The 14,871-nt window shown below is 69.3% G+C and carries 12 protein-coding genes; 9 read left to right on the top strand and 3 right to left on the bottom strand.

Translation table 11 applies throughout. The features are described 5' to 3' along the window. Positions 1 to 174: 174 nt before the first annotated feature. Positions 175 to 1,857, top strand: a complete 1,683-nt coding sequence (locus NGJ44_RS09205; protein ID WP_251863753.1) for a methyl-accepting chemotaxis protein — start codon at positions 175 to 177, stop codon at positions 1,855 to 1,857. Here NGJ44_RS09205 and NGJ44_RS09210 read toward each other — a convergent pair. After that, positions 1,738 to 3,531: an EAL domain-containing protein gene (locus NGJ44_RS09210; RefSeq protein ID WP_251863754.1), complete on the bottom strand. Its 1,794-nt coding sequence runs from the start codon at positions 3,529 to 3,531 to the stop codon at positions 1,738 to 1,740. The genes NGJ44_RS09205 and NGJ44_RS09210 overlap by 120 nt on opposite strands. A gap of 252 nt (positions 3,532 to 3,783) precedes the next feature. On the opposite strand from NGJ44_RS09210, the gene rdgB reads away from it, so the two are divergent. From rdgB to ntrC, 5 genes are all read left to right on the top strand, one after another. Next, positions 3,784 to 4,410, top strand: a complete 627-nt coding sequence (gene rdgB / locus NGJ44_RS09215; protein WP_053245067.1) for an RdgB/HAM1 family non-canonical purine NTP pyrophosphatase — start codon at positions 3,784 to 3,786, stop codon at positions 4,408 to 4,410. Positions 4,411 to 4,420: 10 nt separating this feature from the next. Then, positions 4,421 to 5,644, top strand: a complete 1,224-nt coding sequence (gene hemW / locus NGJ44_RS09220; RefSeq protein ID WP_053245064.1) for a radical SAM family heme chaperone HemW — start codon at positions 4,421 to 4,423, stop codon at positions 5,642 to 5,644. Between the two features lie 181 nt (positions 5,645 to 5,825). Beyond that, the gene (gene glnA / locus NGJ44_RS09225; protein WP_251863755.1) at positions 5,826 to 7,238 is read left to right on the top strand and encodes a type I glutamate--ammonia ligase; all 1,413 of its coding nucleotides are present in this window, start codon (positions 5,826 to 5,828) and stop codon (positions 7,236 to 7,238) included. 188 nt (positions 7,239 to 7,426) lie between these two features. Continuing rightward, positions 7,427 to 8,491 (top strand): nitrogen regulation protein NR(II), encoded by a 1,065-nt coding sequence (glnL, locus tag NGJ44_RS09230; protein WP_251863756.1) that lies wholly within the window; start codon positions 7,427 to 7,429, stop codon positions 8,489 to 8,491. Continuing rightward, positions 8,491 to 9,990: a nitrogen regulation protein NR(I) gene (ntrC, locus tag NGJ44_RS09235; protein ID WP_251863757.1), complete on the top strand. Its 1,500-nt coding sequence runs from the start codon at positions 8,491 to 8,493 to the stop codon at positions 9,988 to 9,990. Before glnL ends, ntrC begins: the two co-directional genes overlap by 1 nt. A 136-nt stretch (positions 9,991 to 10,126) precedes the next feature. Here ntrC and NGJ44_RS09240 read toward each other — a convergent pair whose 3' ends face one another. Then, positions 10,127 to 11,068 carry a LysR family transcriptional regulator gene (locus tag NGJ44_RS09240; protein ID WP_251863758.1) on the bottom strand — a complete coding sequence of 314 codons (942 nt, stop codon included), beginning with the start codon at positions 11,066 to 11,068 and terminating at the stop codon, positions 10,127 to 10,129. A gap of 140 nt (positions 11,069 to 11,208) precedes the next feature. On the opposite strand from NGJ44_RS09240, the gene NGJ44_RS09245 reads away from it, so the two are divergent. From NGJ44_RS09245 to NGJ44_RS09255, 3 genes are all read left to right on the top strand, one after another. Next, positions 11,209 to 11,907, top strand: a complete 699-nt coding sequence (locus NGJ44_RS09245) for a pirin family protein (protein ID WP_053245666.1) — start codon at positions 11,209 to 11,211, stop codon at positions 11,905 to 11,907. A gap of 200 nt (positions 11,908 to 12,107) precedes the next feature. After that, a complete protein-coding gene (locus NGJ44_RS09250; protein ID WP_053245665.1) occupies positions 12,108 to 13,013 on the top strand; it encodes a pirin family protein in 906 nt (301 codons plus the stop codon). Between the two features lie 62 nt (positions 13,014 to 13,075). Further along, positions 13,076 to 14,053 (top strand): Bug family tripartite tricarboxylate transporter substrate binding protein, encoded by a 978-nt coding sequence (locus tag NGJ44_RS09255; protein WP_251863759.1) that lies wholly within the window; start codon positions 13,076 to 13,078, stop codon positions 14,051 to 14,053. Between the two features lie 38 nt (positions 14,054 to 14,091). Here NGJ44_RS09255 and NGJ44_RS09260 read toward each other — a convergent pair whose 3' ends face one another. Next, positions 14,092 to 14,868, bottom strand: coding sequence for an ABC transporter ATP-binding protein (locus tag NGJ44_RS09260; RefSeq protein ID WP_053245668.1), 777 nt, complete (start codon positions 14,866 to 14,868; stop codon positions 14,092 to 14,094). Between the last annotated feature and the right edge of the window lie 3 nt (positions 14,869 to 14,871).

A 14,871-nucleotide genomic window follows, 5' to 3' on the forward strand; every position in this document is an offset into this window, starting at 1 on the left:
CGGGCAATGTGCCGCAACGGCGGGCGGCTGCCAATTCACAATTCATTAATACGGGGTTTTCGGAGGCGAAAGCTGGGCGGGGCGCGCCGGGGAATGTGTCAAGAAATTGCCAAACTGGATGTCCATAATCCGGGCCATTACGCCCGCTGCGCGGGCGCCACGCGATGGATGGACATGAAAAGGAATCTCAAGGTCACGACGGCGATGACGGCCGCCCTGGCGGTGTTCGTGGTGCTGTTCGCGGTGGCTGCCGCGGCGGGCATTGCGGTCTTGCGGGACAATCGCGCGCAGATCGAGGCGCTGGGGCGCGGCAGCATCGAGCGCGCCGGCGATCTGGCCGAGACGACCGGCCGCCTGTTCCAGGCGCGCGCCGCCCTGACCGACGCCAAGACGGCCATGGAAAGCGGCATGCAGGAGGCGCGCGACGCCCACCTGGCCCAGGCGCAGGCGTTGCTGGCGCAGGCGGCCGCGGGCGCCGGGCGGCTGCGCGCCAACCCGGACGGCGACCCCGACGGCGGGCCGCTGTTCGACAGGGTGCTGGCGGCCTATGGCCGTTTCGCCGATGGCGCGCTGGCGCCGCTGCACAAGGCGATCCAGGGTTGGAACGGCATCGAGGCCAACCGCATCGTGGAGCAGGCGCTGGCGCCGGCGGGCGCGGCCTATGTGCAGAGCGCGGACGCCTACCAGGTCCACGCGCGGCAGCGGGGCGAGGCCGCGGTGGCCGGCGCGGGCCGCGCGCTGGAGCGCGTGATCCTGGCCGCGGCCGGTCTGCTGGGGGTGGCTGCGTTCCTGGCCGTGCTGATCCGGCTGGCGCTGCGGCGTTCGGTGCTGCGGCCGCTGAACGAGGCAGGCGCGCATTTCGACCGCATCGCCGATGGCGATCTCACCGCGGCCATCGCGGCGCGCGGCCACAACGAGATCGGCGTGCTTTATTCGGCCATGCGGCGCATGCGGTCGGGGCTGACGGCGGCGGTGGCCGCGGTGCGGCGCGGCGTGGAGGAACTGCACGCCGGGGCCGGCGAGATCGCGGCCGGCGGCGCGGAGATGTCGGAACGCGCCGCGCGCCAGGCGGGTTCGGTGCAGGAGGCGCTGGCCAGCCTGACGCAGCTCGAGGAGGCGGTGCAGCGCACCGCCGGCGATGCCGGCCAGGCCAGCGCCCAGGCGGCCAGCGCGGCGGACCTGGCCCGGCGGGGAGCCGAGGCGGTGGCCGACGTGGCGCGCTGCATGGAAGACATCGCGCAGAGCGCGCAGCGCATCGGCGAAATCGTGGGCGTGGTGGACAGCATCGCCTTCCAGACCAACATCCTGGCGCTCAATGCCGGCGTGGAAGCGGCCCGCGCGGGCGCGCACGGCAAGGGTTTCGCCGTGGTGGCCGGCGAGGTGCGCACGCTGGCGCAGCGCAGCGCCCAGGCCGCGCGCGAAATCCGGCAGCTCATCGAGGAGTCGGGCGCGCGGGTGCGGGCGGGCGTGCGGCAGGTCGGGCTGGCCGGCCAGACCATGGCGGGCATGCGCGAGGCCGCCGACAGCGTGACGCGCATCGTGGACGGCATTTTCCTGTCCGCCGCGCAGCAGGCGGACGGCATTGTGTCGGTGAATGGGGCGGTGTCGGAGATCGAGCGGGCCACCCAGGAGAACGCCGCCATGGCCGAGCAGACGGCGGCGGCCGCGGCCGCGCTGGAAAGCCAGGCGCGCCGGGTGCGCGAGGCGGTGGCGGTGTTCCGGATCGGCGCGGCGGAGTCAGGCGGCGAGCGCGCCGGGGTAGGACTCGCTGACGAGGGAAAGATTGGCGTGCTTGACCTTGTGCTTGACGTGCGCGGCGGCCGAGGCGATGTCCTCGGGGCGGATGCGGCCGCATAGGGCAGGCGTAACGGTGAGCGTGCCCACGCCCAGCGTCACGAAGGGGAAGAAGCGCGGTACGCCGTAGCGGTCTTCCGCTTCGATGCCGCCGCGCCGCCGCGCGTCGTCGTCATAGAGATCGATGGCGCGCGCATTGAAGTCGGCGATGATGCGGCGGGCGCGATCCCGCCAGTCCGGGCTGCGCATCATGAAGACGAAATCGTCGCCGCCCACGTGGCCGACGAAGTCGCGCTGGGGATCGCAGTGCCGCTTGATGATCTCCGCGGCCAGCAGGATCATGTCGTCGCCCCGCCAGTAGCCATAGACGTCGTTGAAGGGCTTGAAGTTGTTCAGATCGCCGTAGCAGACGGTGAAATCGCCGGCTTCTTCGAGCAGGGCGGAGATGTGGCGGCTGATGGGAATGTTGCCGGGCAGGGACGTCAGCGGGTTGGCGTAGCGCGCGGCCTCGATGCGCATCTCGGTAACCGAGCGCACCAGGGTTTCGCCGGTGGCCAGCCCGTCGTAGCAGCCGTTGCGGGTAATGATGAGCCCGTCCATGAGGTAGCGCTGGTCTTCGGAAACCAGCACGCGGCTGAGCTGGTCGATGGACACGTCGGCGTCCACCAGCACGGGCTCGCTGTTCATGAAGGTGGAGCAGGGGTCGCGCCCGAAGAGTTCGCGGGTGTAGCGCTGGGCGTAGTGTTCGGAGAAGTCGCGGCGGTTGATGATGCCCAGCGGGCGCTGCTGCTCGTCGAGCACGGCCACGGCGTGCAGATCCTTGTGCTCGAGGAACAGGCGGTGCACGTCGTCGTTGGTGTGCTTGTGCAGCAGCGCGGCCGGGGCCTGCACGCGCAGGCTGGCGGCGGTGCCGCCGCCCGGGCGCGCCGGGCGCGGCGCAGGCGGGCGCACGCGCAGCGACTGCTGCAGCGTGGGCGCCAGTTCGTCGAGCGGAGATTCCTCCGGCCGGCCCAGCAGCCAGCCCTGCGCGTAGCGGATGTCCAGGTCGCGCACGGCGGCCAGGTCGTCGGCCGTTTCGATGCCTTCGGCCACGATGGAGGTGCCCAGGTGCCGGGCCACTTTCATAATGGCGTCCACCATGTGGCGCTTGCGCTCGTCCCGGCCGATGCCGTCGAAGAAATAGCGGTCGATCTTGATGAGGTCGGGCTGCAGTTCGGCCCACACCTGCAGATTGGAGCCGCCCGCGCCGTAGTCGTCCAGCGCGATGCGCATGCCGTGTTCGCGCAGGCAGGCCAGGGCGCTGGCCAGGGCGTTCATGTGCGGCGAGAGCGGATCGTGCTCGGTCAGCTCCACCACGATGCTGGCGGGATCCACGCTGCTGCCCTTGAGCAGCTTCGCGGGCAGTGCCGGCCCCCACAGCGTCCAGTAGTGGATGAGGGCGGAACCGGAAAGATTGAGAAAGAGCTTGCCGCGCGCCTCGCGTTCCTGGAAACCCTGCACGCCGGCGCGAAAACTGGCGAGTTCGAGCTGCGGGTGCAGCCCCTGGCGGCGGGCTTCGGTGAACAGGGCGTCGGGCAGGTGCAGGTCGGTGCCTTGCGGTCCGCGGATCAGGCTTTCATGGCCGAACACCCTGCTGTGGGCCAGATCGACCACCGGCTGGAACCGCGGGCTGAGTTGCCGCGATTGCAGGATGGCCGCCAGGCATGCGGGCTCCGGAACCGTGGCGGACGCTGCCATCGTGACGGGAACGGCGGGGGCTTGCCGGGGCAATGCAAGGGTTGAGCTCATCGCCTGTGCACTCTGATACGTTCGGTGACAATAAAGACATACTGACAACAAAATGTGTCCACGGTGTTGCGCCGAGCCGGTAGGCGCAATATGCAGGGGCTGTTACATAGCTGTCAACAACGATTTGCACCAAATGTTGCATCCTGGACGCTATCGGGGGAAATCCCTGTATTGCGGGCGCGCGCCTATACAATCCGCCTCATGACATCCCCCAAGATTCCCGATTCGCTGCGCCGCGTGGTGCTGGCCTCCAACAACGCCGGCAAGCTGCGCGAGTTCTCCGCGCTGTTCGCCCCGCTGGGCATGGAGCTGGTGCCGCAGGGTGAGCTCGGCGTTCCCGAGGCCGACGAGCCGCACGTCACCTTCATCGAGAACGCGCTGGCCAAGGCCCGCCATGCCAGCCGGCTGACGGGCCTGCCCGCGCTGGCCGACGATTCCGGCCTGTGCGTGGCCGCGCTGGGCGGCGCGCCCGGCGTGTACTCCGCCCGCTATGCGCAGATGCGCCAGGGCGGCGAGAAATCCGACGCGGCCAACAACGCCCTGCTGGTGCGGGAGCTGGCCGGCGTCGAAGACCGCAGCGCCTGGTACGTGGCGGTGCTGGCGCTGGTCCGGACCGAGGACGACCCCTGTCCGCTGATCGGCGAAGGCATCTGGCACGGCGAGATCATCGACCAGCCGGAGGGCGAGAACGGATTCGGCTACGATCCGCATTTCTACCTTCCCGACATGGCGCTGACGGCGGCCTCGCTGCCGCCCGACGAGAAAAACCGCGTCAGCCACCGGGCGCGCGCGCTGCGCGAACTGCTGGGCAAGCTGGCCCGGGGCTGAAGCGCCGCGCATGTCCATCACCATCCCCATCCGTTCCGAGCTGGGCGGCAAGCCTGCGCCGGCCGGCAGGCAGGCCGGCGCCGCGCTGGCCAGCCTGCCGCCGCTGTCGGTCTACGTGCACGTGCCGTGGTGCGTGCGCAAGTGCCCGTATTGCGACTTCAATTCGCACGCGGCCCAGCCGCAAGGCATTCCGGAACGCGCCTATCTCGACGCGCTGCGCGCCGACCTGGAACAGGCCCTGCCTTCCATCTGGGGAAGGCAGGTGGTTTCGGTGTTTCTCGGCGGCGGCACGCCCAGCCTGTTGTCGGCGGCCGGCCTGGACGAGCTGCTGGCCATGCTGCGCGCCTGCCTCAACCTGTGGCCGGACGCCGAAATCACCATGGAGGCCAATCCCGGCACGGCCGAGGCGGGCCGTTTCGCGGACTATGCCGCCAGCGGCGTCAACCGGATTTCGCTGGGCATCCAGAGCTTCGACGACGCCCAGCTGCGCAAGCTGGGGCGCATCCACGACGCGGCCCAGGCGCGGGCGGCCGTCGAGATGGCCCAGCGCGCCGTGCCGCGCGTGAACCTGGACCTCATGTTCGCGCTGCCCGGCCAGACGCTGCAGGATTGCCGCGCGGACCTGCGCCAGGCCGTCGGCTTCGGCACCGAGCACCTCTCGCTCTACCATCTGACGATGGAGCCGAACACGGTGTTCGCCAAGTATCCGCCAAAGGATCTGCCCGACGACGATGCCAGCGCCGCCATGCAGGACGCCGTGGAGGCGGACCTGGCCGCGGCCGGGCTGTTCCGCTACGAGGTGTCGGCCTATGCGCGGCCCCGGGCGCGGTGCCGGCACAACCTGAATTACTGGGAATTCGGCGATTACCTGGGAATCGGCCCGGGCGCGCATGGCAAGCTGTCGTTCCCCGACCGCATCGTGCGCGAGGCGCGGCTGCGCAACCCGGAGTCGTGGATGCAGGCCGCCATGGCGCGCGACGGCAGCCACCTGGCCGAGCAGCGCCAGGTCGGGCCCGACGAACTGCCTTTCGAGTTCATGCTCAATGCGCTGCGCCTGAAAGACGGCGTGCCCGCCTCGCTTTTCACCGAACGCACGGGGCTGTCGCTGGCCGCGATCGCGCACCAATTGGAGGCAGCGGTGAACCGCGGGCTGCTCGATGCCGATCCGACCCGGCTGAAGGCCACCGCACTGGGTTGGCGCTTCCTGAATGACCTGCAGGAAATGTTCCTGTAACAGTACGGCACCAAAATGGGGCGCAACGCCCCATGTTTTGCACCATAATGGTGCTAAATTTCCCGCTTCCGTGTCGCCCACCCGGGGTATCCCAGCAGCCGGAGCTGGCACGCATCTTGCTTCCCCTTTTTATGCCAGTCGAGCGGCGCTGCCCTCGACCCTTTTATCTAATGGAGATGACATGGCAAGCCCGAAAGACGTCCTGAAAAAGATCGCTGACAACGAAGTGAAATTCGTCGACTTCCGCTTTACCGATACCGTGGGCCGCGAGCACCACGTGTCGGTGCCTGTTTCGGCGATCGATGAAGACAAGCTGGAAAGCGGCCAGGCCTTCGACGGTTCTTCGATTCCGGGCTGGAAAGGCATCGAAGCGTCCGACATGCTGCTCATCCCCGACCTGTCCACCGCCAACATGGACCCGTTCCGCGAAGAGCCGACGCTGATCCTGTCGTGCGATGTGGTCGAGCCGTCCGACCTGAAGGGCTATGACCGCGATCCGCGCTCGCTGGCCAAGCGCGCCGAAGCCTACCTCAAGTCCTCCGGCCTGGGCGACACCGCCTACTTCGGCCCGGAACCCGAATTCTTCGTGTTCGACGGCGTTACCTGGAACACCGACATGTCGGGCACGTTCGTGAAGATCAAGTCGGAAGAAGCCTCGTGGTCCAGCGGCCTGGAATTCGAAGGCGGCAACACCGGCCATCGTCCGCTGGTCAAGGGCGGCTACTTCCCCGTGCCCCCGGTCGATTCCTTCCAGGACATGCGCTCCGAAATGTGCCTGCTGATGGAACAGATGGGCGTGCCGGTCGAGGTGCACCACCATGAAGTGGCCGGCGCCGGCCAGCTGGAGATCGGCACCAAGTTCAGCACCCTGGTGCAGCGCGCCGACTGGACCCAGATCGTCAAGTACATCGTGCACAACGTGGCCCATGCCTATGGCAAGACCGCCACTTTCATGCCCAAGCCCGTGGTCGGCGACAACGGCTCCGGCATGCACGTGCACCAGTCCATCTGGAAAGACGGCCAGAACCTGTTCGCGGGCAACGGCTACGCCGGCCTGTCGGAATTCGCCATGTTCTACATCGGCGGCATCATCAAGCACGCCCGCGCGCTGAACGCCATCACCAACCCGGGCACCAACTCGTACAAGCGCCTGGTGCCGCACTTCGAGGCGCCGGTCAAGCTGGCCTACTCGGCCCGCAACCGCTCGGCGTCGATCCGCATCCCGTACGTGGGCAACCCGAAGGGCCGCCGCATCGAGACGCGCTTCCCGGATCCGCTGGCCAACCCGTACCTGGCTTTCTCGGCCCTGATGATGGCCGGCCTGGACGGCGTGCAGAACAAGATCCACCCCGGCGATCCGGCTGACAAGAACCTGTACGACCTGCCGCCGGAAGAAGACGCGAAGATCCCGACCGTCTGCGCCTCGCTGGAAGAAGCGCTGGAAGCCCTGGACAAGGATCGCGAGTTCCTGACCCGCGGCGGCGTGTTCAGCAACGAGATGCTCGACGCCTATATCGACCTGAAGATGGGCGAGGTGACGCGCCTGCGCATGACCACGCACCCGGTCGAGTTCGACATGTACTACAGCCTCTGATTTTCCGGGGCTGTGGCTGGCGGAGCATGCGATGCGGGCGTAAACCAGGGCCGAAACCGCATGCTCCGCCAGGCCGAGGTTCGATGGCCCGCGCCGCCAGGCTTGCCGTGCTGGCGGCGCGGGGCGGGGCGCCTCGCGCGCCGAACGCGGAAGTTGTCCGTCATCCCCGTCAATCAGGCACATAGAAAATGAATGTAGAAGCTCTCGATCTGCTGGCAACGTCCGTTTTCCTGGTCAACGAACGCGGCCATATCGAATACGCCAATGCGGCGGCCGAAGACCTGTTCGGCCGGTCCCGCAAGCAGCTCGCCGGGCAGTCCGCGGCGACGCTGTTCGACAACCCCGAGAACATCCAGTCTTCCATCGACCGCGCCGCCGCCGGGCGCTTCGCCGACGTGCGCCAGCTCGCCTCGCTGCGCCGCCCGGGCGAATCGGTGGAGGTCACCGTGACCACGGTGGGGCTCACCGGGCAGCCGTGGCCCGTCCTCATCGAAACCCGCGAGATCGAGCAGCGCGTGCTGGCCGACCGCAACCACCGGCTGGTCGACGAGATCGAGGCGCACCGCGAACTCCTGCGCAATCTGGCGCACGAGGTGAAGAATCCCCTGGGCGGGCTGCGCGGCGCGGCGCAGCTGCTGGAGGCCGAGCTGCCCAATGCGGCGCTGGCCGAGTACACCCAGGTCATCATTTCCGAAGCCGACCGCCTGCAGGCGCTGGTCGACCGCCTGAGCGGTCCGCAGCGCGTGCCGCTCAATGCGCGGCCGGTCAATATCCATGAAATCTGCGAGCGCGTCTGCGCGCTGATCCAGGCCGAGTTCCGCAACGACGTCGCGCTGCAGCGCGATTACGATGCGTCCGTGCCCGAGCTCCACGGCGACGCGGCGCGCCTGATGCAGGCGGTGCTGAACGTGGCCCGCAATGCCGCGCAGGAACTGGTGGCGCGGCCGCCGGCGCCCGATCTCGCGCCGGGCGTGGTGACGCTGCGCACGCGCGTGGCGCGGCAGGTCATGCTCGCGCACCGCCAGCACCGCCTGGCGCTGGTGCTGTCCGTGATCGACAACGGACCCGGCGTGCCGGAGCACATCCGCGACCGCATTTTCCATCCGCTGGTGACGGCGCGGGCGGGCGGCACGGGGCTGGGCCTGAGTCTGGCGCAGGACTTCGTGCAGCAGCACGGCGGCATCATCGAATTCGAATCCCGACCCGGCCGAACCGAGTTTCGCCTGGTCCTACCGATGGAGCCCGCACACTGATGAAACCCGTATGGATCGTCGATGACGACCAGGCCATCCGCTGGGTGCTGGAAAAGGCCCTGGCGCGGGCCGGCGTCCCCACCCGCAGCTTTTCGCAGGCCGCCGAAGTGATCGAGGCCCTGGGGCAGGAAACGCCCGCGGCCCTGGTTTCGGACATCCGCATGCCCGGGGCCAACGGTCTGGAGCTGCTGCGCCAGCTCAAGGAAAGGCATCCGGGCCTGCCGGTCATCGTCATGACGGCGTTTGCCGACCTGGACAGCACGGTGTCCGCCTTCCAGGGCGGCGCCTTCGACTATCTCGCCAAGCCTTTCGACGTGAACGAGGCGGTGGCTCTGATCCAGCGCGCCATGCAGGAATCGGCCGCGCCGGAAACCCAGGAAGGGCAGGGCGAGTCGCCGCAGAACAACGAGCGCTGGATGATGACGCAATCGTCGTCCACCGCCATGCAGGAGGTGTTCCGCGCCATCGGCCGGCTGGCCCAGTCCAAGGTCACCGTGCTCATCACGGGCGAATCGGGCACTGGCAAGGAACTGGTGGCGCGGGCCCTGCACGGCCACGGCGTGCGCGCCAACGGCCCCTTCGTGGCGCTGAACGCGGCGGCCATTCCGCGCGATCTGCTCGAGGCGGAACTCTTCGGTCACGAGCGCGGGGCGTTCACCGGCGCGAGCAACCTGCGCCGCGGCCGTTTCGAAGAGGCGCACGGCGGCACGCTGTTCCTCGACGAAATCGGCGATATGCCCATCGAGCTGCAGACGCGGCTGCTGCGCGTGCTGGCCGAAGGCAGTTTCTACCGCGTGGGCGGCTCGCAGCCGGTGCGCGTGGACGTGCGCATCGTGGCGGCCACGCACCAGCCGCTGGAGCAGCGCGTGGAGCAGGGCCTGTTCCGCGAAGACCTGTTCCATCGGCTGAACGTGATCCGCCTGCGGCTGCCGCCGCTGCGCGAACGCGTGGAGGACATTCCCGCGCTGGCCAATCATTTCCTGACGGCCAGCGCGCGCGCGCTGGGCGTGCCGGTCAAGCGGCTGACGCCCGAAGCGCTGGCCGTGCTCACGAAATTCGACTTCCCGGGCAACGTGCGCCAGCTGGAGAACTTCTGCCACTGGCTCACCGTGATGGCGCCGGGCCAGACGGTGGACCGGGCCGACCTGCCGCCGGAAATCCGCGCCATGGAGCACCAGCAGGCGGGCATGGCGCCGCGCGCGCCGGCCGCGCCGCCGCCCAGCGGCGTGGGCGCCGTGGTGCAGCCCAGCTCGCCGGCCGTGTCCGAAGAGGGTTCGCCGCGTAATTGGCAGGATTCGCTGCTGCGCGATGCGCAGTACCGTCTCGAACGGGGCGAGCCGGCGGTCATGGCGACGCTGACGCGGCAGTTCGAGAAAATCCTGCTGCAAAGCGCTCTGGACGCCAGCCGGGGCCGCCGCGTGGAGGCCGCGACGCGGCTGGGCATCGGCCGCAACACCATCACGCGCAAGCTGCGCGAGCTGGGCATCGACGACGAGTAGCGGGGCAGCCGGCCGCGCCTCGCCGGCCGCGCCTCGCCGGCCGCGCCTCGCCGGCCGCGCCTCGCCGGCCGCGCCTCGCCGGCCGCGCCTCGCCGGCCGCGCCTCGCCAGCCGCGCCTCGCCGGCCGCGCCTCGTCCTACGCTTCGCCCAGTCCGAGCAGGCTTTCGCACAGCCGGGGCGATTGCAGTTTCCGCAGCCACCACTTCAGGGCTTCGCCCGGCGCCTCGGCGCGCCAGGCGTACACCACGTGCTCCACGGGCGGCATGCCTTCTTCGGTGTCGCACGTCACCAGCACTCCCTGCGCCACGTAGGGCGCGGCCAGCGTCATGGGCAGGTAGCCGCAGCCCAGTCCCCGGATCTGCGCTTCTATCTTGGCCTGCATGGTGGGCATGACCAGCATCGCCTGCTCGGCCAGGATGCCTCGCGTCTGCGGCGGCAGCCCGCGGGAGGTGTCGGCCACGACCACCGCGCTGTAGGGCGCGACATCGGCCCGGCGCAGCGGGCGCTTGAGCGCGGCCAGCGGATGGCGGGGCGCCACGCAGAAGGCGAACTGGGTCTGGCCCATGGCCTGGGTGCGGTAGGGGCCGGCGGGCTGACTGGCCGCCGGCGCGCCGATGACCAGGTCCGCCCGTCCGGCGCCCAGCGCGTCCCAGTTGCCGCTCAGCACCTCGACCGAAAAGCGCAGCGTGGTGGCGCTGCCCAGCGCCTGGAATTCCTCGATCAGCTCGTAGATGGGCCGCCAGGGCAGCACGGCGCTTACGGCGATGCGCAGCTCCACTTCCCAGCCCGAGGCGATACGCTTGACGCGGCAGGCCAGGTCGTCCAGCGCCTGCAGGAGCTGGCGGCCGTCGTCCAGCAGGGCCTGCCCGGCAGGCGTCAGCGTGGCGCGATGGCCGCTGCGGTCGAACAGCAGCACGTCCAGCCCGTCTTCGAGTTTGCGGATGGCGTAGGTGACGGCGGAGGGCACCTTGCCCAGTTCGCGGGCGGCCTTGGCGAAGCTGCCATGGCGGGCGATGGCGTCCACCAGCATCAGCAGGTCGGGCGTGATGGCGTGCGGCGAGGGGGCGTCATTCTTCATTCGAAAATATTGAATGATGTCTTCAAAATCAGTGGCTCAATTGCTGTCCGGGTGACTGCAGAATAGCACTCATGACGGATGACAAGCGGAATCCGACCGGAACGCGAGGTCATTCACTTTAACTGAAACAGGAGCCTATCATGCTTACTCTGCGCCGCAGCGCCGAACGTGGCCACGCCAACCATGGCTGGCTCGATTCCTTCCACACCTTTTCCTTCGCCAACTATTACGACCCGGCGCACATGGGGTTTGGCGCCCTGCGCGTGATCAACGACGACCGGATCGCCCCGGGCCGCGGCTTCGGCACGCACGGCCACCGCGACATGGAGATCATTACCTACGTGCTGGACGGCGCGGTCGCCCACAAGGACAGCATGGGCAGCGGTTCCACCATCCAGCCGGGCAACGTGCAGCGCATGAGCGCGGGCCGGGGCGTGCTGCATTCGGAATTCAATCCGCAGCCCGACCGTGAAACCCACATGCTGCAGATCTGGATCGAGCCCGACGTGACCGGCATCGTGCCCGAGTACGAGGAGCGGCAGTTCTCCGACGCGCAAAAGCGCGGACGGCTGCAGGCCCTGGTTTCGCGCGACGGCGTGGACGGCTCCATGAAGATCCACCAGGACGCCACGCTCTATGCCGGCCTGTTCGACGGCGACGAGAGCGCATCGCTCGCCCTCGCGCCGGGACGCCGGGCCTGGGTGCACGTGGCCCGGGGCAGCATCATGGTCAACGGGCAGGCGCTGTCGGCCGGCGACGCGGCGGCCGTCACCGGCGAAGAGCGGGTGACGCTGTCGGGCGGCAGCAAGGCCGAAGTGCTGGTGTTCGACCTCGCCTGAAGGCGGGAAAGCGGAGCCGCCCCGGGGAAGGGCCATCCCCGGGCGGGCTCGCCGGCCCGCGCCCATGGTTCATACTTGGGGGCGGGTTCCTGAAACCGGCTTCCAGGCCGGCTTTCAGCCCGGATTCGAGGCCCGATCCGAAACCGGATTCCGGATCCGGGCCGCACGCCCCGCACGGGCCCCTTACTGCGGAGATTGCCATGTCCACTTTGTCAGCAGCCGGCGAGGGCCGGATCGAAACCGTCGTGGTGCCGCGCACCAGCGACCTCGGAGGATTCGAAGTGCGCCGGGCCCTGCCGTCGGCGCAGCGCCGCGCGGTCGGCCCCTTCGTGTTCCTGGACCAGATGGGGCCGGCGGAATTCGCACCCGGCGCCGGCCTGGACGTGCGCCCGCATCCGCACATCGGGCTGTCCACGGTGACCTACCTGTACGAGGGCGCCATCGTGCACCGCGATGGCGCGGGGCACGTGCAGACCATCCTGCCCGGCGAGGTGAACTGGATGACGGCGGGCCGCGGCATCGTGCATTCCGAGCGTTCCTCGCCCGAGAGCCGCCTGGCCGCCCAGCGCCTCTGTGGCCTGCAGCTCTGGGTGGGGCTGCCGCGCGAGCACGAAGAAGCGGACCCGGGCTTCACGCATTACGGGCTGGACGCGCAACCGGTGGTGGAAGGCGAGGGCGTGCGCGCGCAGGTGGTGGCCGGTTCCCTGTTCGGCCGGACGTCGCAGGTGCGGACGCTGTCGCCGCTCTTCTATGGCGATCTGCGCCTGCAGGCCGGCGCGGCCGTCGTGCTGCCCGCGGAGTACGAAGAGCGCGCCGCCTATCTGACCGAAGGCGCGGTGGAGGTGGACGGCCAGGTCTTCGAGAGCGGACGCCTGGTGGTGTTCGCGCCGGGCCGGCCGGTGGAGATCCGCGCCCGCTCGGCGGCGCGTTTCGCGGTGCTGGGCGGCGAGCCGCTGGACGGCCCGCGCTTTGTGTGGTGGAACTTCGTTTCCAGCAGCAAGGAGCGCATCGAGGAGGCCAAGAGAGCATGGCAGCGCGACCGCTTCGGCCAGACCGTGCCGGGCGACGAAACCGAGTTCATCCCGCTGCCCGCGCCGCGCGCCTGAGCCGGGCGCGCCGGCGGTATGATGCGCCACCCGCTTGCCGAGAAAAGCGGAATGGAGACATCATGATTCAAGCACGCATCAAGTCGCTGTGCGGCGCGGCCGCGCTGGCCCTGGCGGCGGCGGGCACGGCCGCGCATGCCGCGGGCTTTCCCGCCAAACCCATTACTTTCATCGTGCCTTATACCGCGGGCGGCACCACCGACCTGGTGGCGCGCGCGGCGGCGCAGAAGCTCACGGAGAGGCTGGGCCAGCCCGTCATCGTGGAGAACCGCCCCGGAGCGGGCGGCAACATCGGCATGGACGCCGTGGCCAAGTCGGCGCCCGACGGCTACACCATCGGCTTCGGCGCGATTTCGACCAATGCGCTCAACCCCTTCGTCTATCCGTCCATGCCGTTCGACCCGATGCGGGATTTCACCGGCGTGAGCATGCTGGGCACCTCCACCGTGGTGCTGGAGACAGGCGCGGCGGTGCCGGTGAAAAGCGTGAGCGAGCTGGTTGCATACGCCAAGGCGCATCCGGGCACGGCTTATGGCACGCCCGGCACGGGCACGTCCATGCACCTGGCTGGCGTGATGTTCGACCAGATCACGGGTGCGGGCATGCAGCACATTCCCTACAAGGGCAGCGCGCAGGCCATCAACGACCTGCTGGGCGGGCACCTGCCGGTGATGTTCGACAACCTGCCGGCCTCGCTGCCGCATATCCAGGCGGGCAAGGCGCGAGCGCTGGCGGTCACGGGCAGCCAGCGCTCGCCCTCGCTGCCGGACGTGCCCACGCTGGCCGAATTGGGCTACCCCGGCGCGGTGGTCGATCCCTGGTTCGCGGTATACGGGCCGGCGCGCATGCCGGCCGACGTGACGGACACGCTGAGCGAGGCGTTCCAATGGGCGCTGGCGCTGCCCGATGTGAAGGCCACGCTGCAGCAGGCCGGCTTCACGCCCTTCGGTTCCGCGCCGCAAGACGTGGAAAAGCTCACGCGCAGCCAGTACGAGGCGTTCAGGGCCTTGTCGCGGAAGGTGAAGCTCTCGGCCGATTGAAGGCTAGGCGGGCGGGGCGCGGACGCTCCGCCCGCGGCTCAGCGGCCGCGCGCGTAGGCCGCTTCGCGCTGCTCGGCCAATGCCTCGGGGCGGATGAAGTCGCGCACGAAGGCGTTGGCGGGATGGTGCCGCAGGTTGTAGGGCGTGTCCCATTGGGCGATGCGGCCCTGGGCCATCACGCCGATGTGGTCGGCGATGGCGAAGGCTTCGGCCTGGTTGTGCGTGACCAGGATCGCCGTATGGTTGGTGCGCTTGAGGATGTCGCGCACCTCGAACGCCAGGCGCTCGCGCGTGTCCACGTCGAGGTTGGAGAAGGGCTCGTCCAGCAGCAGCAGGTCGGGAGACGGCGCCAGGGCGCGCGCCAGCGCGACGCGCTGCTGCTGTCCGCCGGAGATCTCGTGGGGATAGCTGCCGGCGGCGTGCGCCAGCCCCACCAGTTCGAGCATCTCGGTTACGCGCCGGGCGCGCTCGGCGCGCGTCATGCGGCGCAACCCGAAGCCCACGTTCTGTTCGACGGAGAGGTGCGGAAAGAGCGCATAGTCCTGGAACATCATGCCCACGCGGCGCTGCTCGGGCGGAACCTGCGCCGTGGGCGAGGAAAGCACCGCGCCGTCGAGCAGGATCCGGCCCGAGCGCACCGGCTCGAATCCGGCGATGGCGCGCAATACGGTGGTCTTGCCGCAGCCGGATTCGCCCAGCAGGCAGCCGATGTCGCCGGCCGGCAGGCCCAGCGTCAGGTCGTCCACCACGCGGCGCGGCCCCTGCGGGGTGTCGTAGGCGAGGCAGAGATGATCGAGTTGGAGTAGGTCGGGCACGGT

Origin of the sequence: Achromobacter sp. Marseille-Q4962, from assembly GCF_943737005.1 — a bacterium.
GTDB lineage: Bacteria > Pseudomonadota > Gammaproteobacteria > Burkholderiales > Burkholderiaceae_B > Achromobacter.

Excerpts from the sequence above, each read along its gene's own strand:
- NGJ44_RS09205 (WP_251863753.1), top strand. The coding sequence starts at position 175 with ATGAAAAGGAATCTCAAGGTCACGACGGCGATGACGGCCGCCCTGGCG.
- glnA (WP_251863755.1), top strand. The coding sequence starts at position 5,826 with ATGGCAAGCCCGAAAGACGTCCTGAAAAAGATCGCTGACAACGAAGTG.
- glnL (WP_251863756.1), top strand. The coding sequence starts at position 7,427 with ATGAATGTAGAAGCTCTCGATCTGCTGGCAACGTCCGTTTTCCTGGTC.
- NGJ44_RS09255 (WP_251863759.1), top strand. The coding sequence starts at position 13,076 with ATGATTCAAGCACGCATCAAGTCGCTGTGCGGCGCGGCCGCGCTGGCC.
- NGJ44_RS09240 (WP_251863758.1), bottom strand. The coding sequence starts at position 11,068 with ATGAAGAATGACGCCCCCTCGCCGCACGCCATCACGCCCGACCTGCTG.
- ntrC (WP_251863757.1), top strand. The coding sequence starts at position 8,491 with ATGAAACCCGTATGGATCGTCGATGACGACCAGGCCATCCGCTGGGTG.
- NGJ44_RS09250 (WP_053245665.1), top strand. The coding sequence starts at position 12,108 with ATGTCCACTTTGTCAGCAGCCGGCGAGGGCCGGATCGAAACCGTCGTG.
- NGJ44_RS09245 (WP_053245666.1), top strand. The coding sequence starts at position 11,209 with ATGCTTACTCTGCGCCGCAGCGCCGAACGTGGCCACGCCAACCATGGC.
- NGJ44_RS09210 (WP_251863754.1), bottom strand. The coding sequence starts at position 3,531 with ATGGCAGCGTCCGCCACGGTTCCGGAGCCCGCATGCCTGGCGGCCATC.
- rdgB (WP_053245067.1), top strand. The coding sequence starts at position 3,784 with ATGACATCCCCCAAGATTCCCGATTCGCTGCGCCGCGTGGTGCTGGCC.
- hemW (WP_053245064.1), top strand. The coding sequence starts at position 4,421 with ATGTCCATCACCATCCCCATCCGTTCCGAGCTGGGCGGCAAGCCTGCG.